Origin of the sequence: Azospirillum sp. A26 (assembly GCF_042604635.1) — a bacterium.
GTDB classification, from domain to species: Bacteria; Pseudomonadota; Alphaproteobacteria; order Azospirillales; family Azospirillaceae; genus Azospirillum; species Azospirillum palustre.
On record NZ_CP170473.1, the window covers coordinates 107,858 to 134,598 of the forward strand.

The following is a 26,741-nucleotide window of genomic DNA, read 5'->3' on the forward strand; positions in this document are numbered from 1 at the left end:
AGACGCGTGCCAAACAGTGGTGTGATCATGGCTGTAGGCATCGAGGGCGGCCGCCGTACCATTTTATTCGGGCTATCTTTCTTGGCGCGCAGGCTGAAGGCGGAATTTCTGCGGGCGTCACGGCATGGACTGCCGTCAGTTTACTCTTTTGATGCGGGCCGCGGACTATCCGATCGTCGCGCATGGGAGGGCCGATCAACAGCTTTGCGAGGTTCAGGTCGACACGTTGGCCACGGTGATGGGGGTGACAGTGGACCGTCCCGTCCTTGATGACGCGAACCCCAGTTCGGTCCTTCCTGCTGAAATCGGTTGGCTACAGTGGGACGTGGACAACGCATCGTTCAAAGGACTTCCGATCGACGCTCTCGAACATTGCGAAGCCTTCGGTTCAGGCAGCGGGACCATGTATCAGGACGAAGAGCAAAACCGTCAGCATGATGGCGATCGGAATCACCAACGGTGGCACGAAGTATGCTCTCACGGCGTTCCATGAGGATAAAGAGCCGGTATCCGTCGGGGGAAGGGACATGGTCGTGCTCCATATGTTCGGCGGACCGAACCAAGGATGCCGCGATGGCTTCCTCGTTGCGCCGCGCTTCAGCGATCGCGAAATCGCCTACCGAGGAAATGGTGATGAAGCCGGGTCGATATCGTGGCGATTTCGCCATATGGACCCATGCGCAGCAAAATCATGGACAATGGATTTCAAGAACAGTCCGTCCGATCACCGTGTGAGCGGTTTCTGCCCGTCTTCTAGGAAAATGTTTCTCTGGTGGTGAGGTGATGTGGTGGACGGCCCCTCCGGTGTAAGACGGAAATCCGCACTGACTGGCCGAGAGGGGTGCATCCTTGTGTCCGGCCAGTTGTCGCAACCGCTGGCAGCAGACCTTGGTGAATTCCGGACACTCCCGGCTTCGAGAGCGGCTACGATATCGTGCGCCGTTGGGCCAAACGGCGATGGGTTGCCGAGATAGAGTCGCCAGAGATCGCCCTGCCATCCTGGCGCGTACCGTCCAGCCGCCGAGCCGCTCGTCTGTTGACGAGTCCTCCAGAGACACTGAGCCGGATCGTGCCCCTGAGCCGGATTAATCAGCAGTTCGTTGCCACTGTCCAGACCGTCGCACCCGACATCCGCAGCGTGACTGACCTGATCAATGACTTCACCCAGCTCATGAGAAACCGCCTCGTGTTTGTACAAAGGCGATTTGATCGAGGCCATCATCGCCCTTGATCGTCGCAGCCGCGGGTTCGGTAAAGGCCAAATCCTGCCCCCGCAACCAACCTTTACCGAACATACCTAAGGCCGGCCGCTTTCTCAGCGCCGGCCTTCGCTGTTTTTGGCCTCAGCCGAAGGCCGAGAGGCGCCACCAGATCACTCTCCAACTCGATCTCGGCGCCGGTCATCAGCGGTGCTGAAGCGCACCGTTACCCGCTCGATCCGCGAACGCAGCCGGTCGAGCGTTTCGATCTGACGATGGGGATGCCGCAAATCTGGCTATACGTCGCGCAGATGCACCCTCAAGTACAACGTCCGGGGCGGAGGCGAGTTGGACATCGCGCCAGCTATACCCTCAGCCGAGCAGCAGTTGCCCCGTTTTGTGACGGGCTTCCAGTGATTTGGGTCGGAGGTTATAGCCGGTCTCCGGCGCAGCAGGAGCTATACCTGATCAATACCCAGCGCAACCAACTGTGCCAGTTCAACGCCTCATCCAGATGTCTTCAACATTTCGCCGGATAACCTCCTATAGCGTCGTGCATTTCATAGGAAACGCACGACGCCATCGTCCCAATGCCGACTCACATGTCGGATGTGATCGGCAGATTCCGGACACGGTTGCCCGTCGCTGCATACACGGCGTTTGCAACGGCAGGGGCGATGCCGGACGTACCGGATTCACCGACACCGAACGGCGCCTCCCCACTTTCGATGAGATGAACGGCCACGCGTGGAGCTTCGTCCATCCGTACCGCGGCGTAGCTGTCGAAATTTCCCTGCTCGACACGCCCCTCGGAGAAGGTGATTTGGCCGTAGAGCGCGGCGGAGAGGCCGAAGATGACGCCGCCCTGGATCTGGGCAATCACCGTGTCGGGATTGACCAGTTTACCGCAGTCGACGACGGAGGTGACCCTGCCCACCCGAAGCGATCCGTCGTCATGGACGGAGACCTCGGCGATCTGGGCGAGGATCGTTCCGCCGAAATCCTGAAGAAGACTGATGCCGCGGCCGCTTCCCGGAGGCAATGGCTCGCCCCAGCCGGATTTTTCGGCTGCCAGATCCAGTACGGCCCGCAGGCGCGGGTCGTCCCGAAGGTGCCGCCGGCGGAATTCCAGCGGGTCAGTCCCACTCGCCGCGGCCAGTTCGTCGATGAAGCTTTCGACGACGAACACGTTATGGGTGGTTCCGACGCCTCTCCAGAAGCCGGACCGGAAAGCGTGCTCCTCATGCCGGACATAATCGACATGCCGGTTCGGGAAGTGGTAGGGGCCGGTCGCGCTGGTCACCGCATCGGGGTCGAGCCCATTCTGGACGGCCGGCGGCAGCCAGCGGGCGAGGGGCGACGGGCCGACGACCCGGTGGAACCAGCTCGTGACCCGGCCGTCCCGATCAAGTCCGGCTCGCAGCGTGTTGTGATAGGCCGGCCGGTAGAAATCGTGCTGCGTGTCCTCCTCGCGGCTCCAGACGACCTTGACCGGGTGGTCCAGCCGCCGTGCGATGGACACGGCCTGGACGATGTTGTCGGTCTCGGCCCGCCTGCCGAACGAGCCGCCGAGATATTGGTTGTGAATCGCCACGCGATCCCGCGGCAGGCCCGCGGCGGCAGCCGCGGCGGCCTGGGCGCGGCTCGCCGCCTGGGTGCCGACCCAGACGTCACAGCGCCCGTCGTGCAGATGGACGGTGCAGTTGAGCGGTTCCATCGCCGCGTGGGCCAGGAGCGGCAGCCGGTAAGTGGCTTCCGCCCGCTGGGCCGCGCCGGCGAAGGCGCCCTTCTCGTCGCCGGCCTCGTCGCCGACCACGCCGTCCCGCTGCGAGGCCGCCTCCAACTCGTCCTTGAGGCGGGCGGTCGAGAAGTCGGCGTTCGGCCCGTCGTCCCAGACGACGGCCAGGACGTCGAGACCCTTCTTCGCGGCCGCCCAGTGATCGGCGACGACCGCCACGGCATCGTCGAGGAGAACCACGCCGCGCACCCCCGTCACCCGCCGGGCCGTGCGGTCGTTCAGGCTGGCGACCCGCCCGCCGAGTACCGGCGAGGCCATCACCGCGGCGATCTTCATGCCCGGCAGTCGAACATCCATGCCGAAGATCGCGGTGCCTCTGATCTTGTCCGCCGAGTCCAGCCGCTTCTGCGGCCGTCCGATCAGGGTGAAGGCCGCTGCGTCTTTCAGCGTCACCTGCGGCGGTATGGGCAAGGTCGCCGCCCGTTCGGCGACGTCGCCATAGGCGATGCGGCGCCGCGTCGGATCATGCATGACGAAGCCCTCCGCCGCCCGGCATTCGGCGGCGTCCACCCGCCACTCCGCCGCAGCCGCGGCGACCAGCATCGTCCGCGCCGTGGCCCCGGCGCGGCGCATCGGCTCCCACGCCGCACGCATCGACAGCGAACCGTCGGTCTCCTGCGCTCCCATGATCGGGTTGCGGTACAGCATGTCGTCGGCCGGCGCGTGTTCGAGCGTCACCGCGGCAAGCGGCACCTCCAGCTCCTCCGCGATCAGCATCGGCACCGAAGTATAGGTGCCTTGTCCCATCTCGACATAGGGCATGGTCAGCGTGACGGTGCCGTTCCGGGCGATCCTGATGAACGCGTTCGGGGCAAAATCGACCGGGCCGTTCTTCGAGAGAACCGGCGCCGCCAGCGGAACGCCGACCAGCAGCCCGCCACCGACGGCGATGCCTGCGGACAGGACGGTGCGACGCGATGGGCCGTGGCCCGGGCAGGTGGACGGATTTGTCATTGCGCCGTCTCCATGGCCGGCTTGGCGAGGCGGGCGGCGTGCCGGATCGCGTCGCGGATGCGGCTGTAGGTTCCGCAGCGGCAGAGATTTCCTGACATCGCCTCGTCGATCTCGGCATCGGACGGGTCGGGGTTGCCGGCGAGCAGGGCGGCGGCCGACATGATCTGGCCGGGCTGGCAATAGCCGCACTGCACCACCTCCAGGTCGATCCAGGCCTGCTGGACACGCCGGCCGGCGTCGGTGCGGTCCACGCTCTCGACGGTCACGATCCCGGCGGTGCCGACGCTGTCGATCGGAGTCTGGCAGGCGCGCGTCGCCACACCGTCGACATGCACCGTGCAGCAGCCGCAAAGGCCGGCACCGCAACCGAATTTCGTTCCGGTCATCCCGAGGATGTCGCGGAGCGCCCACAACAGGGGCGTGTCGCCATCGGCGTCGATCTCGCGCGCCTCGCCGTTGATGGTCAGCCTGTAAGGCATGTCGTCGATCTCCCGATCCAAGGGGCTCCGATCATCGCCAAGCCCGCGCCAGGACGTTCCGGTGCTGGGCGAAGGACGGTCGGCAGGCCCTGCATTTTCTGGATCAGGAGGTATTGCGGCAGGTTTGCCCGTACAATCCCGGGGCGTTTGACTTGAAAGTTCACATTATGTGAACGTAGACGCCGGCTGGCGTGCCGGTTGCCTCGGATCGGGTTCCGAGATCGCCGAGTTTCGAGGGAGGAGCGTGTGGACAGATTGCGGGCCATGGAAGTCTTCGTCCATGTCGTGGATAGGAACGGCTTCCAGAAGGCCGCCCATGCCCTGTCCCTGCCTCGCTCGTCGGTCACCATGACGATCCAGAGGCTGGAGCAGCATCTCGGGGTCCAGCTGATCAACCGCACGACGCGCCAGATCAAGCTGACCCCGGACGGGGAAGCCTATTACGAACAGAGCCGCCAGATCCTGTCCATGGTTGACACCGTCGAGAATGGGCTGCGGGACGGGCGCGGGCGGGCCAGCGGCCGGCTGAGGGTGAACATGCCGGCCTCCATCGGGCGTTCGATCATTCTTCCCGCGCTTCCAGGATTCCGCGAACGGTATCCGGAGGTGGACCTCGTGATCGGCATGAGCGACCGGCTGGTCGATCTCGTCCAGGAAGGGATCGATTGCGTCATCCGCACCGGAACCCTGCCGGATTCCAGCCTCATTGCGCGGCGCATCGGCAGCTTCCGCTGGGTTGTCTGTGCCGCACCGTCCTATCTTGCCGCGCGCGGTGAACCACAGGAACTGGCGGACCTCCAGGATCATCTCGCCATCGGCTACTCGTCCTCCCGCAACGGCCGGCCCGATGGGTGGACCTTCAACGAGGGCGGTGCATCGACCACCATGACCATGCGGACCGGCTTGGTGGTCGACGAGACCTTCGCGCTCCGCGACCTCGCCACGGCCGGATTCGGGCTTGCCCGCCTGTCCGATTTCATCATCGCCGACACTGTGAAACGCGGTGGCCTGCGCGAAGTGCTCGGTTCATACAGCCCCGAACCGGTCCCCGTGTCGGTCCTCTATCCGTCGTCACGGCATCTTTCGCCTGCCTTGCGGGTCTTCGTCGATTGGGTGCAGAGCATAGCAGGTGCCAGACTCGCCCCTCCCTCGGCCGCGTGAATTGGCAGGCCGCATTTCCGATCCTCGAAGAAATGCGCTCGGCATCGGTCGGCCGACAGTTCTTCTTCACCACCGTTTCTTTCCAGATGCGTTTGCGGACAGAGGTAAAACCTATGACGGCCAAAGGAGGCCGCGCGGTGGCGTTTGACTTCATTTGCATGCGGAGCTAGGGCTTTATTGCCACATGGCTATGCCGGCCCGTCGCGAAGCGGGCGAATTGGCAGGGTCGTGCGAATACTGCCTGCAAAAGGCGGATTGTACATAAAGCCGGCTGAGCGCTGCGAGCGATCCCCGCTATTTCCGGCGCATTCGGAATGGGAAGGAACGTCATGTCGGACAAGCAGAACTACTCGGATCTTGAAGCGGACGTCGTCGTCGTCGGCGGAACGGCGGCCGGCTGTTCCGCGGCCATTGCGGCGGCCCGCGGCGGCATGAAGGTTATCGTCCTGGAACCGACGCCGACCCTGGGTGGGGTGACGACGAACGGTGTGCATTGCTTCGATACCGGCTCGCTGCAAGCCCTGAGCGGAATCGCGGAAGAGTTCGTGGACCTCGTGCTGAGGCATTACAAGCAGGTCGGCCTGATCGACCCGATGCTCGCAAGCCGGTCGGATGTCTTCTGGGAGTTCCATGTCGCCGAACGCATCTGGCGCGAGCTTCTGGCGGAGCATCGGAACATCACGGTCATCACCGGTGCCGTCCCCGTCGACGTCGTGGTCGACCGGAAACGCCTCAGGGAGGTTCACTGGGAACCGGCCAGCGATTCCTTCGGCAACCCGCCCGGCGAGCCGACGCAGCCGAACCGGGTGCGCGGAACGGTTTTCATCGATGCGAGTTACGAAGGCGACGTGGCGGCCTGGGCGGGAGCGCCGTTCGACATCGGCCGTGAAGCCCGCTCCGCGGAGGAGCCGCATGCCGGCGTGATCTACACCGCGACGCACGAACGCCGGGTCGACGACCAGGGGTTCCTGCCATCGACGATCCTGCCGGGCAGCACGGGGGCGATGGACGACAACATCATGGCCTTCACCTACCGGTTGAGCCTGCGTTATCTGAAGGACGGCCGGCCGGGCCGCCTGCAGGCCAGGCCGGCGTCCTACGACCCCGGCAAATACGCATGGAACGCCGCTGCCCTGTCCGCCGACGGCGTTCCCACCTTCGGACCCGACGTCATCCCGACGGTCAACGGCAAGATGATCCTCAATCGGCGGTACGAGGGGAACGATCTGCTTCAGGGGACGCGGGAGTTCATTCTTTCCCATCCCCGCGAGCGGACGGCGATCCGCCGGAATTTCTTCGATCACGTCCTGGGCTTCCTCCATTTCATCCAGACCGAAGGAGGAATGCCGCAACTCGTCCTCGCCGAGGACGAGTATGTCGAGAACAACCATCTTCCCTACATTCTGTATGTCCGGGAAGGGCGGCGGTTCCGCGGACAGGTGAAGATGACGGAAGCGAACGTCAATCCGTATCTGGCCGGATCGGGGCCGCGCCCACCGAGACAGCCGGAGTCGATTGCGATCGGCGACTGGGCGATCGAGAGCAGGCGCTGCAACGACGAACCCAGCTCGGCGACGAAGACCTACGAAGGGTCGATGTTCATGCGGGCGCTCCGTGCTCCCTATCAGGTGCCGTACGGATGCCTGACGCCGCAGGGCGTCGACAACCTGCTGGTCACCACGACCATCTCCGCCAGCCACGTCGCCTTCTGCGCCCTGCGCGTCGAAGCCCTCTGGACGGAAACCGGTACGGCGGCGGGCATCGCGGCCGGATTGTCCATCGGCTCCGGATGCACGGTGTCGGAGGTGCCGGTTTCCGCCATCCAGGAGGAGATGCTCCAGCGCAAATGCAAGCTGACCTATTTTTCCGACGTCGAAACGGGACATCCCGACTTCGTCGCGATTCAGAAGCTGGCGCTCAAGGGGTTCGTGCCGGAGGACGAGCGCTACCGGTTCCTGCCGGACATGGCGGCGACCTGGGGGGATCTCGTCGAAGCCGCGGTGCTCTGCTTCGATATCCCGATCAGCGTGACCGGCTTCCATTTCGAGGGCATCAACCCCGGCCACCGCTCCTTCCGCTACGTCGAGTCGCTCTACGATCTGGCCAGCCGGGCCGGCGTGGCGCTGTTCCCCAACATGCGCCATCCGGTCATCGATGTGCCCGCCGACCATCTCAGGCCGGAACTGCGCACGCGCTGGCTGGAGTTGCAGGTCGACGCCCCCGTGCCGTCCGCGCAAGGCGAAGCGTTTCTGGACCTGCTGCTCCAGTCGCTCGGCCATCCGTCCGCCAATCGGTCCGGATTGCCGGAAAGCGCGCCGGCGTCCGGCCCGATGCTCACGCGCGGGGCCCTTGCAAGCCTGCTGGTCGGCGCCGCGCGCGCCTGAGGGCGCGGTACGGCCAGCTGCTCCACGTCGCATTCGCTGAAATGACAACAGGCCGGTCGCCAAGACCGGCCAACAGGAGGACACGGCCATGATCCGGACCAAATCCGTCATTGTTCCTTGCATCGCGGCGCTTGCATCCTGCTGGGTCACCGGTGCCGAAGCGGCCGACAAGGTCAAGATCGGCTTCGTTGCGACCCTGTCGGGGACGAACTCCGTCATCGGGATCCATGCGCGCGACGCATTCAACCTCGCCATCGAGCATTCCGGTGGCAAGCTTGGCGGGCTGCCGGTGGAAGTCCTCCTCGAGGACGACCAGCAGAAGCCCGATGTCGCGCGTCAGATCGCGGACAAGTTCGTCGAGTTCGACAAGGTCGACGTCGTCGTCGGGCCGGTGATTTCCAGTGCCCTGCTGGCGGCGTCGGAACGGGTGACGAGCAACAAGACGGTCATGATCGGTCCGAACGCCGGGCCCTCTCCCCTGGCTGGCGACAAGTGCTCCGAATATTATTTCTCGACATCGTGGCAGGGCGACAATCTGGCCGAGGCCATGGGATCGGTGCTGCAGAACAAGGGGGTCAAGAAGCTCTACGTCATGGCGCCGAACTTCCTGTCCGGCCGGGACGTGATCAATGGCATCAAACGGTACTACAAGGGCACCATCGTGGGGGAGGTCTATACGCCTCTGAACCAACTGGATTTTGCGGCTGAACTGGCTCAGTTGCGGGCGGCGAAGCCGGACGCCGTGTTTGCGTTCTACCCGTCCGGGCTGGCGATCCAATTCGTGAAGCAGTTCGTGCAGAGCGGCATGAAGGAGCAGTTCCCGCTCTACATGTCCTACTCCGTCGACAACATGAACCTTCCGGCCATCGGCGACGCCGCGCTCGGTATCACCGTGACCGATAACTGGAGTCATATCGGAGGCAACGAAGAGAACAGGAAATTCGTCGCGGATTTCATGCGCAAGTACAAATACGCGCCTTCAGCAACCGCTGCGCAGGCCTATGATGCCGGCCGGCTGCTGGACAGCGCCATCGGAAAGGTCAACGGGAAGATCGAAGACAAGAAAGCCTTCCTCGCGGCGATCAAGGCGGCCGACTTCCATTCGGTCCGTGGAAACTTCAAGTTCAACACCAATCATTTCCCGATCCAGGATCTGTTCGCCGGAACGGTCGTCAAGGGTGCCGGCGGAGAGCCCGTCATCGAGTTGGGCGACGCCGTCATGAAGGAGCACCGTGACGTCTACGCGGCGAAATGCCCGTTGAAGTGAGGATAGTTCGCGGCCTGCCGGTATAGGCCTCGGAGATCTTGGGCATTCTCCATTCCGAATACCATTCATCGAGTGCTAGCTGTTCCGCGGAAGAGTGACTGGCCGACGACTTCCGCCACCTCGCGGAGGTCGTTTCCCAGTTCTGCTAGCCGCTCCAGGGAGTGCTGGCCGGAAATCGTGATGCCGCTGATCCCGAACCGCGGCTGGCGGTTTCCGTCGGTCACCAGCGCGGCGACCGTGATGATTCCCCGATAGAGTTGGCCATCGTCGATTGCCCACCCGCGCTCGCGCGCGGCGGCAACGTCCGCCGCGTAGGTTTCGAAACTGGGGGGCGATTGCCAGCGCAAGGTCGAGAAGCGCCGCCGCAGTTCGGAAGACGGCAGGTCCAGCGCCGCCGCGACGCAGCGGCCGATCGCGCCGATCAACTGGGGCACGCGAAGCCCGATCCGCATCTCGACCCTGACCGCCGTGTGGCTGTGGGCTCGGTCGATCAGCACGAGATGGCCGTTCTCGGTGACCCGCCACAGCACGATCAGCATGTCATAGTTGAGGGCCAGCCGTTCCAGTTCCGGACGGATCAGCTCCGCATGGCCGATCCCGATCATCCCCGCCGCCATTTCCGCCACGGCCAAGCCCAGCGTGTAGCTCTTGTCCGCGCTGTGGAAGGCGACGAAGCGTGCCCGCGCCAGCGTGCGCAGGATGTTGAAACAGGTGCTCGGGCTGATCCCCGTCCCACGGGCCACGGCAGCCACCCCCACCGGCGCCGTCGCGCTGGAGAGGAAGCGAAGAATATGGACGGCATTCACGACGGCCCCGACATCCTTCGAGGCGGGCGCCGCATCGTTTCCATATACCGATTGATCTTCCGTATTGTGAATGATAGCCTCCCTGATCGTCGGTTGAGCGATACAAACCGGACGGGCCGTGATATGCCCTCGGAACTCGTCGGCAGCATCATCGGCGCAAAAAAAGAAGTCAAGCTCAAGTTGGCTGGTAAATTAAATAATGGCCGGATCAATGAAGGTGTTTTGAAATCTTCATCCAATATTCGGCGATAACAAGAATTGCCTGCAAGGGAGGAAGAGCATGGAATTCCGGCAGATGAGCTATTTTCTGTCCATCGTCGATCACCGGTCGGTGTCCGCTGCCGCGGCACGTCTTGGCATCGCCCAGCCATCCCTGTCGGACGTCCTCGGAAAGCTCGAAAGGGAACTGGACGTGCAGCTGATGGTGCGGACCCCCCGCGGCACGCGCCTGACGGAGGCCGGTGCAGCGCTGGCGCGTCACAGCCGGGACATCCTGCATAACGTCGATGTCGCCGTGCAGGAGGTCAGGAACCTGGGGGGAACCAATGCCGGGGGCGCTGTTTCCATTGGCCTGCCGCCCTCGATGGCCCTTCTGTTGAGCGTGCCGCTCGCCGAGACGGTCCGCAACGATTTTCCCGCCGTCCGCCTGCGCATTATCGAATCCATGTCGGGCTATGTCCTCGACTGGCTGACGTCGGGGCATGTCGACATCGCCTGTCTCTACGACCCGCCCGATTCCGACCAGCTCGTCGTCAAGCCGCTGCTCAACGAAGAACTGTACCTCGTCACCGCACCCGATCACTGGCCGTCGACGGAGGTCGTCGACGGCGTTGCCGTCGAAGGATGCAGCTTCTCCGACGTCTGCAGGCTGCCGCTCGTGCTGCCGAGCCGCCCCCATGGACTGCGGGAGATCATCGAACGCCACGCCCGCTCGACCGGCACCGCGACCAATGTGGTGATGGAGGTCGACTCGCTTGCGCAAATCCTGAAGCTGGTGGACCGGGCTAGCGCCTATACGATCCTTTCGCATGCGGCCTGCTTCGATGCGGTCCACGATGGCCGCGTCATCCTGGTTCCCATCGAGAAGCCGGCGCTGAAGCGGACCGCCTATCTGGCGCGCCGCGGCGACCGGCCCGCGAGCAGCGCCAGCCTCCAGGTGGAATCGGTGATCGGGACGATCCTGGAGGAGGCGATAAACCGCTTCAACCTGCGGGCCCAACTTGCCACCACACGCTGATCGGCATGCCCGCTCCCCTGTCAGAAACCGGTGCCTAGCTGAATTGGTTGCCGATCCTGTTCCTGAATAAGATACAAAATTAAAAAAACAGAAGATCAACCATAAAGGAATATTGGAGCGACGTATAGATTTTATCTATCCGGTATCAAGGAAAAATAGATGATATTTACTCTGTGTGACTTCGATATAAAGAAGCCCAGTCAAAGAAAATTGGCAATCCTGGGAGCGTCTTGCAGGTTCTTCTATTCGGAAGAACGATCCCAAGCCGGAGCGAATGGGCATGGATATGGGAATGAACGGGGTTCTGGAGGGCATCCGGATCCTTGATTTCGGCCGATACATCGCCGCCCCCTATTGCGCGGCGATGCTGGCCGGTCTGGGCGCCGAGGTCATCCGGATCGAGCGGCCCAGCGGCAACGACGACCGTTACGTGATGCCGCTCACCCCGGACGGCGAGGGCGCGGTCTATCACCAGATGAACAGCGGAAAGCGGTCGCTGACCCTCGACGTGACGCAACCGGAGGCACGGGACATCCTGACCCGCCTCGTGGCGGGCAGCGACGTGGCGGTGGTCAACCTTCCGCCCAAGGCCGCGCGCCGCCTGGGATTGGACTATGAGGCGCTGTGCGCGGTGAAGCCGGACATCATCCTGGTCTCGATCACCGCCTTCGGCTCGCGCGGGCCGCGCAAGGACAGCATCGGCTTCGATGTGACCGGCCAGGCGATGAGCGGTGCGATGGCCTTGACCGGCCTGCCCGGCCAGCCTTTCCGGTCGGCCACCTCCTATGTCGATTACAGCACCGGGATTTCCGCGGCCTATGGGGCCTTGGCGGCCATCCTGGCCCGGTACAGGACGGGGAGGGGGCAGCTGGTCGAGGCCTCGCTGCTGGGGACGGCGCTTGCCATCATGAATCCGGTGCTGATCGAGGAGGCTTCCGGCGCCCGCTCCCGAACCGCGACCGGCAACCGCAGTCCGATTTCGGGACCTTCCGACCTCTTCGTGACGCGCGACGGGTGGGTATTCGTCCAGGTGATCGGCCAGGACATGTTCGAACGCCTGGCACGGCTCGTCGGAGCGCCGGGGCTGATCGACGACCCGCGCTTCGCCGACGATATCGGGCGCGGCGAGCATGGCGAGGTCCTGAGCGCCATCGTCGCGGAGTGGTGCGCGCCGCGGACCAGCGCGGAGTGTCTGGCCGAATTGGCGGAAGCCCGTGTCCCGGGCTGCCGGCTGCTGTCGCCTGCCGAGGCGTTGGTCGAACCCCAGCATGCCGAAGGCGGACATTTCGACTGGGTGCAGCCGCCCGGGCTTTCCGCTGCGATTCCGCTCGTGGCGCCGACGGCCAGGCTGACGGCGGGGGCGCGGCCGGAGCGGCGACCGGCGCCGGCGCTGGGAGCGGATACCGACGACATCATGAAGAGCTTGGGGTACGGCGATCTTGAGATCGCCGATTTCCGGAATAGCGGTGTCGTCTGACGCGGCCGCCTGCAGACCCCCCTGCAACCGTCGCCGGCCGGTCCATTCCCGCCCGCAGACAAGGAGTATGCGGCATGCAGACCGCATTGCAAATCATTGCCACGGGGCTTCAGATCGGCGCCATCTATGTGCTGTTCTCCCTTGGCCTCACCCTGACCTTCGGAATCATGCGCATCGTCAATTTCGCGCATGGCCAGTTCTTCACCCTCTCGGCTCTGGTCGTTGCGGTGGTGATGCCGTACTTGGCGTCCGCCGGACTGCCGCTGCCGGCGGCCTTCGCCGGCTCCGCCGCGGCCGGCATTGCCGCCTCGCTGCTGCTGGGCCTCGTCACCTATGAATGGGGGTTCAAGCGCCTCCAGCGCGACTTCGTCGGATCCTTCATCCTGTCGCTCGGCCTGATCCTGCTGCTTGAAGGGCTTTACCTCGACGTCTTCGGCGGCGCGGTGCGATCGGTCCCGCCGATCATCGACGGTACGGTGTCGGTCTTCGGCGCGTCGCTGACCTCCCAGCGCCTCCTGCTCTGCTTCGTCGCCGTGGTCCTGACCGGCCTGCTCTACGCGGCGCTGGCGATGACGCCGGTGGGCAAGGCCCTGCGCGCGGCGTCGATCGACCACGAGGCGGCGATGCTCCAGGGCATCCCCTACCAGCGCATCGCGCGGCACGGCTTCATGATCGCGACGCTGCTGGCGGCGGTCGCCGGCGCCCTGATCGCGCCGGTCTCGGTGGTCACCACGACGCTGGGCTCCGACTACCTGATCAAGGGGTTCATCGCCGTGATCGTCGGCGGGCTGGGCAGCATTCCGGGCGCCATCGTCGGCAGCCTGTTCATCGCGCTCGTCGAGAGCGTCGGCGGCTACTTCTTCGATCCGTCGCGGGCAAGCATCGCCATCTTCGCGCTGGTAATGGTGGTCCTGCTGGTCAGGCCCCAGGGGTTGATGGGACATGGATAATCACGCAATTCTGAAAGCCGGCGCCCCGGCCATCCTCGCCATCGCGCTCGCGGCGTTCCTTCCGGCGTCCTATGCGTCGAACCTGCTGAACTGGATCGCCATCGCCGCGCTGATCGCCGCCAGCCTCAGAATGGTCCTGCTGTTCGGCGAACTCAACTTCGGCACCGCGGCCTTCGTCAGCATCGGCGCCTATACCGCCGGCCTGCTGACGACCCGCTTCGAGCTGCCCTTCCTGGCGGCGATCCTGGCAGCCGGCGTCATGGCCGCCCTGGTCAGCATCCTGTTCGGCTATGTCACGCTGCGGATCAAGGGACCCTATTTCAAGCTGATCGGCTTCGCCTTCGCCGAAGTCGTGCGGCTCTGCTGCACGCAGATCGACTGGCTCGGCGGGAATTCCGGAATGGTCGGCATCTTTCCGCCGGCCGGCCTGGACGCTTGGTACGGCACCTTCGTCATGACCATGGTCGTTCTGATGCTGGCCGGGCTTTATGCCGTGGAGCGGTCCGATTTCGGCAAGGTCCTGACCGCCATCCGCGACAATGACGCGGTGGTGCGGACGGTGGGCATCGACGTGCACCGGGCGAAGGTGACCTGTTTTGCCATCGCCTGCTTCGCCGCCGGGATCGCAGGGTCGCTCCAGGCCTTCGCCAACACCGTCATCAGCCCCGGCGATTTCGGCGTGCTGCTCTCGATCATGGCGCTCGCCTACCTGAAGGTCGGCGGCGAGGAGTCGATCTTCGGACCGGTCGCCGGCGCCGCGCTCCTGATCCTTCTCGGCAGCGTCGCGCTGAGCTTCGGGGCGGGCGAACATGTCTTCTACGGCGCCGCGATCGTGCTGTCGGTGCTGATCATGCCCAAGGGGATCGTCGGCACGATCGACGGACTCCTGCGCCGGCCGGGCAGGCCGGCCGCTTCCGCCCCGGCCGTCCGGGAGGCTCGTGGACAATGACCGACACCACCGCACTTCTGCGAACCGAAGCATTGACCCGCCGTTTCGGCGGCCTGCTGGCGGTTTCCAATCTCGACATGGACATCCGTCCCAACGAGATCCTCGGCCTGATCGGCCCGAACGGCGCCGGCAAGAGCACGACGTTCAACCTGATCAGCGGCTTTCACAAACCGACGGCCGGACGCCTGTTCATCGGCGGGCGCGACGTCACCGGCCGGTCGCCCGAACAGATCAGCCGGCTGGGCCTGGTGCGGACCTTCCAGCACGGCAGCCTGATGCGCGGCATGACGGTGCGCGACAATCTGCTGGTCGGCGCGGTGGGGGCGCTGCCGCAGGCGCGTGGCGAACCGCGCCGCGCCCGTGTGGCGGAGACGGCGAAGCGCCTGCGCCTCGTCCCCTATCTCGACGAAAGGGCGGGCAACCTGCCGCACGGCCTCCAGCGGCTGGTCAGCATCGGGATCGCCGTGGCCACCGGGCCACGGCTGCTTTGCCTGGACGAACCCCTGACCGGGCTGAACCAGTCGGAGGTCGCCGGCATCCTGGACCTCTTCCGCTCGATCCGGGACGAGGACGGCAGTTCGATCCTGCTGGTCGAGCACAACATGAAGGCGGTCATGCAGGTCTGCGACCGGATCGTCGTCCTTCATCACGGCCAGAAGCTTGCCAGCGGCACGCCCGCGGAGATCGGCCGCGACGAAGCCGTCATCTCCGCCTATCTGGGAAAGCGCCATGACTCCCACTGAACTTTCCCTGGAGATCACGGATCTCAGCGTCGATTTCGGCGTGGTTCCCGCTCTGCGCGGTGTCTCGCTGGCGCTGCGCAGGGGGCGGATCGCCACGATCATCGGCGCCAACGGGGCCGGCAAATCGACGATCATGAAGGCGGTCTGCGGCCTGGTGAAGCCTCGCGGCGGCAGCGTCAGCCTGTTCGGCAAGCCGATCACCGGCCTGCCCGCCGACGAGATCGTCGTGCGCGGCCTGTCGCTGGTCCCGGAAGGCCGCCGGCTGTTCGGCAGCATGACCATCCGCGAGAATCTCGAGCTTGGCGCCTACCGGCGCAGGGACAGGCAACGGGTCGGCGAAGATTTCGCGCGCGTGCTCGACTATTTCCCGGCGCTGCGCGACCGGCTGTCCACCCCGGTCGGCAGCCTCAGCGGCGGTCAGCAGCAGATGGTCGCCGTCGGCCGGGCGCTGATGAGCGCGCCCAGGATCCTGCTGCTCGACGAGCCCACCATCGGGCTGGCGCCGGCGGTGGTCGACGACATCGCCGGGATCGTCAAGACCATCGGGCGATCCGGCGTCGACGTCCTCCTGGTGGAGCAGAATGCCGAGGTCGCGCTGTCGATCGCCGACTACGGCTACATCCTGGAAAACGGCAGCATCGTGGCCGAGGACGAGTCCGCCGTGCTGGCGCGCAGCGAGACGGTCCAGCGGGCCTATCTCGGCATCTGAGCCGCTCCGTCGGGGGAGCGGGACATGGCATATTATTCGTTTGAAGGACAAACTGTTCGATGACTGAAGTGAACAGCCAGTGTGGAGGGCGTCCGTGACGAAAGAGCAATCCGGTGTCTGGACGCCCAGCGCGAACGACATCGAATCCGCGAAGGTCACCGAACTGGGCAGGCTGCTCGGCGTATCGGATTACGACGCGCTCTACCGCCTGTCGATCGACGATCCCGAGCGGTATTGGAGGACGGTGACCGACTATTGCGGCATCGTCTGGCAACGTCCCTACGACCGGCTGGTCGATCTCAGCGACGGTGTGGAATTCCCGCGCTGGTTCGTCGGCGGCGAACTGAACTGGGTCGACTCGATTCTGGCCCGCGCCGCCGATCCGGACCTGCGCGACCGTCCGGCCGTCGTTGCCGAACACGAGGACGGCACCGTCGGCAGCATTCCCTACGGGGAATTGCCGGATGCGGTCGGCCGCTTCGCCGGCGGGCTTGCGGCCCTGGGCATCGGACGCGGCGACCGTGTCGGCCTGCTGATGGAAACCGGCATCGAAAGCATCGTCTCCCTGCTGGCGCTCTCCCATATCGGCGCCATCGCCGTGCCGCTGTTCAGCGGCTTTGGCGTCGACGCAATCGTGGCACGGCTTGCCTCCTGCTCGGCGACGGCGCTGCTCGGCACCACGGGCTTCCACCGGCGCGGCCGCTGGGTCGGCGTCCTGGCGCACCTGCGCGAGGCGGCGGCGAGCCTCCCGGACCTCAACAGCATCATCGTCAAGCAGCGGTCGGCGGACGAGGAACTGCCCGCCGGGTGGCACGACTGGAACGCCGTGTCGGCATCCGGAACGGCGCACGCCGCGAAAGCGTCGGCGCGCATGTCGCCCGACGATCCCTTCATGATCATCTACACCTCCGGCACCACGGGAAAGCCCAAGGGAGCCGTCCACACCCACGGCGGCTTCCCGGTCAGGATCGCCCACGACGCCGCCGTCCACTTCAATGTCGGGCGGGGGGACGTGTTCTGCTGGCCGGCGGACATGGGCTGGATCGCCGGCTCGCTGGTCGCCACCATGGCGCTGATGCGGGAAGCGACGCTGGTCTGCTATGACGGCGCCCCCGACTTTCCGGACTGGTCGCGCATGTCGCGGCTGATCGAACGGCACCGCATCACCCATTACGGATCCGCGCCGACCCTGATCCGCGGACTGGCCGCCAATGCTGCGGTGTCGATGCGGGGCGACCTGTCGAGCGTGCGGCTGCTGATCACCGCCGGCGAGGGCATCGACCCCGAACACTTCCAGTGGTACCAGCAGAATTTCGGCCATGGGACGGCACCGGTCATCAACTATACCGGCGGCACCGAGGTATCGGGGGCCCTGCTGTCCAGCGTCGTGGTCAAGCCGATCGTTCCGTCGGGCTTCAACACGGCAACGCCGGGAATCGTGGTGGACGTGGTCGACGAGACCGGGCGCAGCCTGACCGGCCAAGTCGGCGAACTGGCGGTCCTCGGCCCCTTCATCGGCATGACCAAGGCCTTCTGGCAGGACCGCGAGCGCTATCTCGACAGCTACTGGCGGACCATTCCCGGCATGTGGATCCACGGCGATCTGGCGATCCGGGACGGCGACGGCAATCATTTCCTGCGCGGACGCTCGGACGACACCTTGAAGGTCGCCGGCAAGCGGCTGGGGCCGGCAGAGGTGGAGGACGTGCTGCTGGAACTGCCGGACGTTGCGGAGGCTGCGGCCATCGGGGTGGACGACGCGGTCAAGGGGCAGAAACTGGTGGTCTTCGTGGTTCCCGCAACCGACGGCGCGCGCGACGACGCGGCGCTGTCGGCGGCGGTCGGGAAGCACATCGAACTGCGGCTCGGCAAGCCCTTCCGGCCGGAGAAGGTCCATGTGGTGACCCAGATCCCCAAGACGCGCACCAGCAAGAGCATGCGGCGCGTCATCCGCAACATCTACCAGAACCGCCCGCCGGGCGACCTGACCGCCCTGAGCAACCCCGACGCGCTCGACGAGATCAGGGCGGCGATCGGCCAATAGGTGGCGGCAGCAAGGAGGGGAAAATGGATCTGGAGTTGAAGGGCAGGACGGTGCTGATCACCGGCGCATCGCAGGGCATCGGGGAGGGGCTGGCCCACGCCTTCGCCGCCGAAGGCTGCTCGCTGCATCTGGTGGCGCGATCCGCCGACAAGCTCGACGCGCTGGCTCAGGCGATCCGCGCCGAATACGGAGTCGCCGTCGCCGTGCAGGCGCTCGACCTGACAGAACCTGGGGCCATCGACCGCCTCGTCGGGGTCTGCGGCGTGGTGGACGTGCTGGTCAACAATGCCGGCGCCATTCCGGGCGGCGACCTGTGGGAGATCGACGCGGAGCGTTGGCGCGCCGGATGGGAGCTGAAGGTCTTCGGCTACATCGATCTGACGCGGACGATGTACCGGCTGATGAAGGCGAACGGCGGCGGCGTGATCCTGAACAACATCGGGAACGGCGGCGAAGTCTTTGATTTCAACTACATCGCCGGAAGCACGGGCAATGCCAGCCTGATGGCTTTCACCCGCGCGCTCGGCGGGCGCAGCCTGGACGACAACATCCGGGTGGTGGGTGTCAATCCGGGGCCGGTGGCGACCGCCCGCATCGAGGGCCTTCTGAAGAAGCGCGCCAAGACGCTCTACGGCGACGAGGGGGACTATCGGCAATTGTCGCGGGCCTATCCGCTGGGCCGTCCGGCCCATGTGGCGGAGGTCGCCAGCCTCTTCGTCTTCCTGGCTTCGCCGCGTTCGGGCTACACGTCGGGCGCGATCTTCACCGTCGATGGCGGCATCGCCTCCCGTCGTTCCATAACGTGAAAGACAGTGACATGAGCGACCTCTATGCCAGCTACCAGCGGATCCGGTTCGACCGTCCGGCGGACGGCGTCCTGCGCTTGACGCTGAACCGGCCGGAGCGGATGAATGCGCTGGACGCCATCGGTCATCGCGAGCTGACCGACGTCTGGCGCGACATCGACCGCGACCCCAGCGTCAGCGCCGTCATCCTGTGCGGCGAGGGGCGGGCCTTCTCCGCCGGGGGCGATTTCGAGATGATCGACGAGATGATCGGTGACTTCGACGCGCGCTGTCGGGTCTGGAAGGAAGCCAAGGACCTCGTCTACAACATCATCAACTGCTCCAAGCCGATCGTCTCCGCCATTCAGGGGCCGGCCGTCGGTGCGGGGCTGGTGGCGGCCCTGCTGTCGGACATCCCGATCGCGGCCAAGGACGCCAAGATCGTCGACGGGCACACCCGCCTGGGTGTCGCCGCCGGCGACCATGCCGTGATCCTGTGGCCGCTTCTGTGCGGCATGGCGAAGGCCAAGTATTACCTGATGCTGTGCGAACCGATGACGGGACAGAAGGCCGAGGAGATCGGGCTGGTCGCGCTCTGCGTCGAGGAAGCGGAGCTTCAGGAAACCGCGCTGAGGACCGCGGTCCGCCTGGCCGAGGGGGCGCCGAGCGCCATCCGCTGGACCAAATACGCCCTGAACAACTGGCTCCGCATGGCCGGACCGATGTTCGACACCTCGACCGCCCTGGAAATCCTGGGGTTCAGCGGACCCGACGTGCGGGAGGGCGTGGCGTCCCTGCGCGAGAAGCGTCCCCCGTCCTTCGGGAAATCCTGCTCCGTCTGATCGGCCGCACCGCCCGGACGTCGCTTCCAGTTCTGCGGTGTCCGGGCTGCCCGACATGCGGATCGGTGCACCGGTAATGGAAGGGTCGATTTTAAAATATAGAAGCGGCCTATATCTGCCACGGCCGTAAAAATCGAAGCCTTCTATTCCAATAATCCCGGTGAGATACTCGTTCCGACAGCTTGGCCGACCGGCTGGCCGGCGTTGCTCCCATGAACCGGGACGCCGTCGCTGGAACCGGGCCCGACCACACGCACCGACAACACATGCGGCGGCACGCAGGGAATTCCCGTGTGAAGGGAAAATCCCGGCGCGGTTCCGCCGTCTGCGGGAACAGCGGATCGCCAATGATCGACGCCGAAAAACTACTGAAGACAGAAATTCCGGAAATCCGCCAGAGCGTGAGCAAGCGGGACGCGATCCTCTACGCGCTTTCGGTCGGGCTCGGGCAGGATCCGCTGGACGAGCGGCAGCTCGATTTCGTTGATCACCACCGCGATCTGGCGGCGGTCCCCTCCATGGCGGTGGTGCTGGGCCATCCCGGATTCTGGCTCGGCCGCGACGACAGCGGGGTCGATCCCAAATCGGTCCTTCATGGGGAACAGCAGATCGAGCTGCTGCGCCCGCTGCCTGTGGACGGGCAGGTGATCGGACGGACGCGCATCACCGGCCTGATCGACAAGGGGGCCGGGGGAGCCGCACTTCTGCTGACCGAAAAGCGGATCGTCGATGCCGCCACCGACGACCTTCTCGCGGTGACGCGCAGCACAACGTTCCTGCGCGGCGGCGGCGGCTTCGGGGGCGCGCCCGGACCGCTTCCGCCGGTGCATGCCGTTCCCGAGCGGGCGCCCGACATGATCGTCGACCTCGCCACCCGGCCCGAGCAGGCCTTGCTCTACCGGCTGAACGGCGACGACAACAGCCTGCATGCCGATCCCGCGGTGGCACTGCATGCCGGCTTCCCGCGGCCGATCCTGCACGGGCTGTGCAGCTTCGGCGTGGCCTGCCATGCCCTGCTCCGGGCGCTGGCCGACTACCGGCCGGACCGGTTGCGGCGGATGTCCCTCCGGTTCTCCGCACCGGTCTTTCCCGGCGAAACGATCCGTACCGAGATTTGGCGCGACGGGTCGTTCCGGGCGCGGGTGGTCGAACGCGACGCGGTGGTGCTGAACAACGGGTTCGTCGAATTCACGTAGTGGCGGGACGGTGGTTCGCCGTCGGCGCGGATGATCGGAATTGAAGGGTGCGGGGCTATGAGTATCGATGCGGACCGGTTGGAAAACATTCGCATGATCCGTGACAGCGCGCAGGCGATCGCCAAGCGCGGCGACTTGCGGCGCGCCCGCGACTGGCGCGACCGGTCGCCCGGCTTCGACCGCGCGGTCTGGCGCGCGATGGGCGATCTCGGCTGGATCGGATTGCGGGTCGACGAGGCGGATGGCGGCTCCGGCCTCGGCATGCTGGAATTCTGCGCGCTGGTCGAGGAACTGGGCGCCACCCTGACGCCGGAGCCGCTGATCGCCGCCGCCGCCGCCGTCCGCCTGCTCGGCCGTAACGCGGGCAGCGACCGGCTGTCGGGCGACCGTATCGTGCTGCTCGCGTGGCAGGAGCGCGCCGGCAGCCTCGACCCCGCCGGTGGAGCGAGCGTCGCCGGCGGGCGGCTTTCCGGCTGCAAGCGCTTCGTGCCGGCCGCCGATGGGGCGGACGAGTTCCTGGTGACGACGGAAAGCGGTCTGGTCCTGGTGCCGCGCGACGCCGCCGGCCTGACCATCGAACGGTCCCCGGCGCAGGATGGCGGGCATCTGGCGACCCTGCATTTCGACGGCGTGCAGGGGGAGCTCCTGCCGGGCGACGCCGGCCGGGTGCTCGACGAGGCTGCGCTCGCCACCGCGGCCTACCTGCTGGGGGTGATCGAGGGGGCGCTGGCGCTGACCGTCGACTATCTGAAGACGCGCCGCCAGTTCGACGTGCCGATCGGCAGCTTCCAGGCTCTGCAGCATCGCGCGGTCGACCTGGCGCTCCAGGCGGCGCTGACCCGTGCCAGCGTCGAGAGTGCCGCAGCCTGCCTCGACGGCGGCGCCGTCGGCGCGGAGGCGCAGGCGGCGGTGTCGCGGGCGAAGGCCCGCGCCTCGGACGCGGCGATGCTGGTGACCCGGCAGACGATCCAGCTGCATGGCGGGATCGGCTACACCGACGAATGCGATGTCGGCCTTTACCTGCGCAAGGCGATGGTGCTGGCGGCCGCCTATGGCGGGGCTGCCCTGCACCGGCGCCGCTACGCTGCGCTCCAGTCCCCAATAGACGACGTGGTGGACGGACCGTGAAGCCGGCGATCCCAGACGAGAGGCGAACACAGATCATGACGACCCCGACGCAACCGCCGGATTTCGATGCGCTGGGCGACGAGGAATTCCGCGCCGCCGTCCAGACCTTCCTGGCCGATCATCATCCCCGCCATCTGCGCAACCCGGCAAAGCGACTGCACTGGGGCGAGGCCCGGGACTGGTACCTGACCCTCGCCGGCCATGGCTGGCTGGCGCCCAGCTGGCCCCGGCGGTATGGCGGCATGGGCCTTTCGGCCTCCAAGCAGCTGATCTATGTCGATGAGTTCGAGCGGTTCGGGGCGGCCCGGCTGCCCGATCACGGGATCATCCTGCTCGGCCCCCTGCTGATCCGTCACGGCAGCGAGGAACAGAAATCCCATTTCCTGCCGAAGATCCTCGCGGGCGAGCATATCTGGTGCCAGGGCTACAGCGAACCCAACGCCGGTTCCGACCTCGCCTCGCTACGGACCGAGGCGGTGCTCGACGGTGAGGAATGGGTGATCAACGGCCAGAAGACCTGGACGACGCTGGCCCAGGACGCCAACTGGATCTTCCTGCTGGTCCGTACGGCCAAGGGGGGCAAGAAGCAGGAGGGGATCAGCTTCCTGCTGGCGCCGATGGACAGCCCCGGCATCACGGTGCGCCCGATCCTGAACATCCACCGCCATGACGAGTTCTGCGAAGTCTTCTTCGACAATGTCCGGGTACCGAAGGGCAATCTGGTCGGGGAGATCAACCGCGGCTGGTCGATGGCGAAGGCACTGCTGGGGTTCGAGCGCATCTTCCTCGGCTCGCCACGCCAATCGGCCCATGCGCTGGCGCGGCTGAAGCATCTGGCGCGGCATCTCGGCGTCTGGGACGATCCGGTCTTCCGCGACCGCTACACGCAGCTGGCGCTCGATCTGGCCGATCACAACGCGCTGTTCGAGACCTTCGCCGACCGGCTGCGCCGCGGCGAAAGCCTGGGGCCCGACGTGTCGCTCCTGAAGATCCACCAGAGCGAACTGTTCCAGCGCATCACCGACACGATGATGGAGATCGCGGCGGAGCATGCCGGCATGCTCGACCCGATCGGCGGCGACCGCGACCTGGATCCGGCCGGCCTGTTCCTCACCGCCCGCGCGGCGACCATCTACGGCGGCTCGTCGGAGGTGCAGCGGAACATCCTGGCGAAGAGTGTGCTGGGCTTGCCCTCCTGAATTCAAACCCGAGGATTCTACGAATGCTACTTGAAGGAAAGGCCGTGATCGTCACCGGTGCCGGTGGCGGCATCGGCCGCGACATCGCCATCGCGATGGCCGCCGCCGGGGCTGCGGTGGTGATCAACGACGTGGGGGCATCGCTCGGCGGTGCCGGCCAGTCGGCGACGCCGGCCGAGAAAACCAGGGCCATCATCGAGCGGGCCGGCGGCCGCGCCTGCATCAGCACCGACAGCGTCAGCGAATGGGCCAGTGCGCAGAAGATCGTGCAGGCGGCGCTGGACCATTTCGGCCGCATCGACGCGGTGGTCAACAATGCCGGCATCCTGCGTGACGCCATGTTTCACAAGCTGTCGCCGGAGGACTGGCTTTCCGTCATCGCCGTCCACCTGAACGGCAGCTTCTTCGTCAGCCGGGCCGCCGCCGACCATTTCCGTGCGCAGGAAAAGGGCGCCTACGTCCACATGACCAGCACGTCCGGGCTGATCGGCAATCTGGGGCAGTCGAACTACTCCGCGGCCAAGCTCGGCGTCGCCGCCCTGTCCAAGTCGATCGCGCTGGACATGAAACGCTACAACGTGCGCTCCAACTGCATCGCCCCCTTCGCCTGGAGCCGGATGACCAGCGGCATCCCCGCCGAGACACCCGAGCAGAAGGCCCGCGTGGAAAAGCTGATGCGGATGACGCCGGCCAAGAACGCCCCGCTCGCCGTCTACCTGGCGTCCGACGCCGCCCAGGGCGTCACCGGGCAGATCTTCGCGGCGCGCAACAACGAAATCGTCCTGATGAGCCAGAGCCGGCCGCTGCGCACCATCCACCGCGGCGAGGGCTGGACGCCCGACACCATCGTCGAGCATGGCATGGCGGCGCTGAAGCCGTCCTTCGTGCCGCTCGACTGCAGCGCCGACGTGTTCAGCTGGGATCCCGTCTGATCCCGCCACCGGAGTGATCGATGATGAGACGAGCAGCCTTTGTCAGCCCGGTCCGGACGCCGGTCGGCACGTTCGGCGGCAGCCTTCAGCCGGTGCCGGTCGAGGAGCTCGGCGCGGTGGCGGTCAGGGCCGTGCTGGAGCGCACCGGCATCGACCCGGCGCTGGTCGAGGACGTGGTCTTCGCCCAGTCCTATGCCAACAGCGAGACGCCCTGCGTCGGCCGCTGGATCGCCCTGCATGCCGGGCTGCCGGTCGAGGTTCCGGGGATGCAGCTGGACCGCCGCTGCGGCGGCGGTCTCCAGGCGCTGATCACTGCCGCCATGATGGTGGAGACCGGGGCCTGCGACGTCGTGCTGGCCGGCGGCGTCGAGAGCATGAGCAACATCGAATACTATACGACCGGCATGCGCTGGGGTGCCCGGTCCGGAAACGCCGCTCTCTACGACCGGCTCGACCGCGGGCGGGAGCGGTCGCAGCCCGAGCACCGCTTCGGCCGCATCTCCGGCATGATCGAGACGGCCGAGACCCTTGCCCGCATCCATGGGATCACGCGGGAAGAGGCCGACGCCTTCGCCGCCGAAAGCCATCGCCGGGCCGCCGCCGCCTGGGAGGCCGGGCGATTCGACGAGGAGGTCGTCCCCGTCACGGTTCCCCGCCGCAGGCAGGAGCCGGTGGTCGTCGGTCGTGACGAGGGCATTCGTCCCGCCACGACCCCGGAAAGCCTGGCCCGCCTGAGCCCCTTGATCAAGGGAGGCACCGTGACCGCCGGCAACGCCAGCCAGCAGAACGACGCCGCCGCAGCCTGCCTCGTGGTCGCCGAGGACAGGCTGGAGGCGCTGGGACTGTCGCCGATGGGCTTCCTCTCCGGCTGGGCTGCGGCGGGGTGCGATCCGGCGACCATGGGCTTCGGCCCGGTCCCGGCGTTGAAACGGCTGTTCGGCAAGACCGGGCTGTCCTTCGCCGACATCGATCTGGTGGAACTGAACGAAGCCTTTGCCGCGCAGGTTCTGGCGGTGCTCAAGGGGTGGGACTGGGACGACCGCTCCCGCCTCAACGTGAACGGCTCGGGCATCTCGCTCGGCCATCCGATCGGGGCGACCGGGGTGCGGATGATGACCACGCTGCTGCACGAGCTGCGCCGCCGCAAGGGGCGTTACGGGCTGGAAACCATGTGCATCGGCGGCGGGCAGGGTCTCGCCGCCCTGTTCGAGGCGGCTTGACGCGGTGCCGCGCGAAATCACCCTCGACGCGCTGGACTTCACCGAGTTCGTGCGTCCCGGCGATCTGGTCGCCTGGGGGCAGGCGGCGGCGGAGCCGCTGCCGCTGACCACCGCCCTGATGGCCCAGCGCCATCGCATCGGCGGCTTCCGCGCTTTCCTGGGGATCACGCTGACCGGGACGGCCGATCCGGCGCATGCCGACGCCGTCACCTTCTCCAGCTATTGCGGCAGCGGGGAGAACCGGCGGCTGGCCGCCGCCGGGTTGCTCGACCCGCTGCCCTGCCATTACTCGGACATGGCGGCCAGGCTCCCCGGGGCGGTCGATGTGCTGCTGGTGCAGGTGGCGGAAGGGCCGCATGGGTTCAGCCTCAGCCTTGCGCACGAGTATCTGGTGCCGCTGGTCGCCACGGCCCGTCTGGTCATCGCCGAAGTGAATGGGCGGGCTCCCTGGACCGGTGGGGACGGGGTCCTGCCGGCCGACGCCATCGACGTGATGGTGCGGACCTCGCGGCCGGTGGTGGAGTTGCCGGCGGCCGATGCCGGTCCCGTGGACCAGTTGATCGCGCGGCGGGTCGCCGCCCTGATCGAAGATGGTGCGACCTTGCAGATGGGGCTGGGTGGCGTGCCGAAGGCGATCCTGGGCGATCTCGCCGACCGGCGCGACCTGGGGATCCACTCGGGCGTGATCGGCGACGAGGTGGTCGACCTGATCGAGCGGGGCGTCGTGACGAACGCCCGCAAGACGGTCGATCGCGGCGTGTCGGTGGCCGGAATGCTGATGGGCAGCCGGCGGCTATACCAGTTCGCCGACCGCAATCCGGCGCTGTCGCTGCGGGCCACAGCCTACACGCACGATACCGGCGTTCTGGAGAGCATCGACCGCTTCGTCGCGATCAATTCCGCAATCGAGGTCGATCTGACCGGCCAGATCAATGCCGAAATGGTCAAGGGGGTCCATGTCGGTGCCGTCGGCGGTGCGGTCGATTTCCTGCGCGGCGCCCACCGCTCGCGCGGTGGACTGCCCATCGTCGCCTTGCCGGCGACCGCCGGCAAGGCGGACCGGACGGTCAGCCGCATCGTCGGCCACCTGTCCGGCCCGGTCAGCACGGCCCGCTCCGATGCCGGCATCATCGTGACGGAGCATGGCGTGGCCGATCTGCGCGGCCTCACCCTGTCGCAGCGGGTGAAGCGGATGATCGACGTCGCGGCCCCACCGTTCCGCGAGGGGCTGGACCGCGAAGCCCGTGACCTCGGGCTGGCGCGCTGAAGCTTCATTTCGGGC

At 66.3% G+C, this 26,741-nt stretch carries 24 protein-coding genes; 21 read left to right on the plus strand and 3 right to left on the minus strand.

What is annotated here, in order from left to right:
* The first annotated feature begins 124 nt into the window (after positions 1-124).
* A complete protein-coding gene (locus ABNQ39_RS15135) occupies positions 125-493 on the plus strand; it encodes a hypothetical protein (RefSeq protein ID WP_376961242.1) in 369 nt (122 codons plus the stop codon).
* Positions 494-573: 80 nt separating this feature from the next.
* On the plus strand, positions 574-735 hold the full coding sequence (locus tag ABNQ39_RS15140; RefSeq protein ID WP_376961244.1) for a hypothetical protein: 162 nt from the start codon (positions 574-576) through the stop codon (positions 733-735).
* Positions 736-1,797: 1,062 nt separating this feature from the next.
* Here the strand turns inward: ABNQ39_RS15140 and ABNQ39_RS15145 are convergent.
* Both ABNQ39_RS15145 and ABNQ39_RS15150 read right to left on the minus strand, forming a co-directional pair.
* Positions 1,798-3,951, minus strand: coding sequence for a xanthine dehydrogenase family protein molybdopterin-binding subunit (locus tag ABNQ39_RS15145; protein ID WP_376961246.1), 2,154 nt, complete (start codon positions 3,949-3,951; stop codon positions 1,798-1,800).
* Positions 3,948-4,430 carry a (2Fe-2S)-binding protein gene (locus tag ABNQ39_RS15150; protein ID WP_376961248.1) on the minus strand — a complete coding sequence of 161 codons (483 nt, stop codon included), beginning with the start codon at positions 4,428-4,430 and terminating at the stop codon, positions 3,948-3,950. Before ABNQ39_RS15150 ends, ABNQ39_RS15145 begins: the two co-directional genes overlap by 4 nt.
* Positions 4,431-4,694: 264 nt before the next feature.
* Between ABNQ39_RS15150 and ABNQ39_RS15155 the strand changes: the two genes are divergently transcribed.
* From ABNQ39_RS15155 to ABNQ39_RS15165, 3 genes are all read left to right on the plus strand, one after another.
* Positions 4,695-5,591 carry a LysR family transcriptional regulator gene (locus tag ABNQ39_RS15155; RefSeq protein WP_376961250.1) on the plus strand — a complete coding sequence of 299 codons (897 nt, stop codon included), beginning with the start codon at positions 4,695-4,697 and terminating at the stop codon, positions 5,589-5,591.
* A 329-nt stretch (positions 5,592-5,920) separates the two neighbouring features.
* Complete coding sequence (locus ABNQ39_RS15160; protein WP_376961252.1) at positions 5,921-7,975, plus strand: FAD-dependent oxidoreductase; 2,055 nt, start codon at positions 5,921-5,923, stop codon at positions 7,973-7,975.
* 88 nt (positions 7,976-8,063) lie between these two features.
* Positions 8,064-9,242 carry an ABC transporter substrate-binding protein gene (locus ABNQ39_RS15165; protein ID WP_376961254.1) on the plus strand — a complete coding sequence of 393 codons (1,179 nt, stop codon included), beginning with the start codon at positions 8,064-8,066 and terminating at the stop codon, positions 9,240-9,242.
* Positions 9,243-9,307: 65 nt separating this feature from the next.
* On the opposite strand, the gene ABNQ39_RS15170 is transcribed toward ABNQ39_RS15165, so the two are convergent.
* Positions 9,308-10,048 (minus strand): IclR family transcriptional regulator, encoded by a 741-nt coding sequence (locus tag ABNQ39_RS15170; protein ID WP_376961256.1) that lies wholly within the window; start codon positions 10,046-10,048, stop codon positions 9,308-9,310.
* Between ABNQ39_RS15170 and ABNQ39_RS15175 the strand changes: the two genes are divergently transcribed.
* The 16 genes from ABNQ39_RS15175 to ABNQ39_RS15250 all read left to right on the plus strand — a co-directional run bounded on the left by ABNQ39_RS15175 (position 10,034) and on the right by ABNQ39_RS15250 (position 26,726).
* The gene (locus ABNQ39_RS15175) at positions 10,034-10,300 is read left to right on the plus strand and encodes a hypothetical protein (RefSeq protein ID WP_376961258.1); all 267 of its coding nucleotides are present in this window, start codon (positions 10,034-10,036) and stop codon (positions 10,298-10,300) included. The genes ABNQ39_RS15170 and ABNQ39_RS15175 overlap by 15 nt on opposite strands.
* A 43-nt stretch (positions 10,301-10,343) precedes the next feature.
* The gene (locus ABNQ39_RS15180; RefSeq protein WP_376961260.1) at positions 10,344-11,285 is read left to right on the plus strand and encodes a LysR family transcriptional regulator; all 942 of its coding nucleotides are present in this window, start codon (positions 10,344-10,346) and stop codon (positions 11,283-11,285) included.
* A 292-nt stretch (positions 11,286-11,577) separates the two neighbouring features.
* Entirely contained in the window at positions 11,578-12,762 is a 1,185-nt protein-coding gene (locus ABNQ39_RS15185) for a CaiB/BaiF CoA transferase family protein (protein WP_376961262.1), read from the plus strand.
* Positions 12,763-12,836: 74 nt separating this feature from the next.
* Positions 12,837-13,712 carry a branched-chain amino acid ABC transporter permease gene (locus ABNQ39_RS15190; protein ID WP_376961264.1) on the plus strand — a complete coding sequence of 292 codons (876 nt, stop codon included), beginning with the start codon at positions 12,837-12,839 and terminating at the stop codon, positions 13,710-13,712.
* A complete protein-coding gene (locus tag ABNQ39_RS15195; protein ID WP_376961266.1) occupies positions 13,705-14,661 on the plus strand; it encodes a branched-chain amino acid ABC transporter permease in 957 nt (318 codons plus the stop codon). Before ABNQ39_RS15190 ends, ABNQ39_RS15195 begins: the two co-directional genes overlap by 8 nt.
* Positions 14,658-15,404: an ABC transporter ATP-binding protein gene (locus ABNQ39_RS15200; protein WP_376961268.1), complete on the plus strand. Its 747-nt coding sequence runs from the start codon at positions 14,658-14,660 to the stop codon at positions 15,402-15,404. The genes ABNQ39_RS15195 and ABNQ39_RS15200 overlap by 4 nt, the downstream gene beginning before the upstream one ends.
* A complete protein-coding gene (locus ABNQ39_RS15205; protein ID WP_376961270.1) occupies positions 15,391-16,113 on the plus strand; it encodes an ABC transporter ATP-binding protein in 723 nt (240 codons plus the stop codon). The genes ABNQ39_RS15200 and ABNQ39_RS15205 overlap by 14 nt, the downstream gene beginning before the upstream one ends.
* Before the next feature lie 94 nt (positions 16,114-16,207).
* Positions 16,208-18,157 (plus strand): AMP-binding protein, encoded by a 1,950-nt coding sequence (locus ABNQ39_RS15210; protein ID WP_376961272.1) that lies wholly within the window; start codon positions 16,208-16,210, stop codon positions 18,155-18,157.
* Positions 18,158-18,180: 23 nt separating this feature from the next.
* On the plus strand, positions 18,181-18,963 hold the full coding sequence (locus ABNQ39_RS15215; RefSeq protein ID WP_376961274.1) for an SDR family oxidoreductase: 783 nt from the start codon (positions 18,181-18,183) through the stop codon (positions 18,961-18,963).
* Between the two features lie 11 nt (positions 18,964-18,974).
* Positions 18,975-19,784, plus strand: coding sequence for an enoyl-CoA hydratase/isomerase family protein (locus tag ABNQ39_RS15220; protein WP_376961276.1), 810 nt, complete (start codon positions 18,975-18,977; stop codon positions 19,782-19,784).
* A 401-nt stretch (positions 19,785-20,185) separates the two neighbouring features.
* Entirely contained in the window at positions 20,186-20,980 is a 795-nt protein-coding gene (locus tag ABNQ39_RS15225) for a MaoC/PaaZ C-terminal domain-containing protein (RefSeq protein ID WP_376961278.1), read from the plus strand.
* Between the two features lie 93 nt (positions 20,981-21,073).
* The gene (locus tag ABNQ39_RS15230; protein ID WP_376961280.1) at positions 21,074-22,108 is read left to right on the plus strand and encodes an acyl-CoA dehydrogenase family protein; all 1,035 of its coding nucleotides are present in this window, start codon (positions 21,074-21,076) and stop codon (positions 22,106-22,108) included.
* A gap of 35 nt (positions 22,109-22,143) precedes the next feature.
* Positions 22,144-23,307, plus strand: coding sequence for an acyl-CoA dehydrogenase family protein (locus ABNQ39_RS15235; protein ID WP_376961282.1), 1,164 nt, complete (start codon positions 22,144-22,146; stop codon positions 23,305-23,307).
* 23 nt (positions 23,308-23,330) lie between these two features.
* Positions 23,331-24,239 (plus strand): SDR family NAD(P)-dependent oxidoreductase, encoded by a 909-nt coding sequence (locus tag ABNQ39_RS15240; RefSeq protein WP_376961284.1) that lies wholly within the window; start codon positions 23,331-23,333, stop codon positions 24,237-24,239.
* A gap of 20 nt (positions 24,240-24,259) precedes the next feature.
* A complete protein-coding gene (locus ABNQ39_RS15245; protein WP_376961286.1) occupies positions 24,260-25,459 on the plus strand; it encodes an acetyl-CoA C-acetyltransferase in 1,200 nt (399 codons plus the stop codon).
* 4 nt (positions 25,460-25,463) lie between these two features.
* Entirely contained in the window at positions 25,464-26,726 is a 1,263-nt protein-coding gene (locus tag ABNQ39_RS15250) for an acetyl-CoA hydrolase/transferase family protein (protein WP_376961288.1), read from the plus strand.
* Positions 26,727-26,741: the final 15 nt, after the last annotated feature.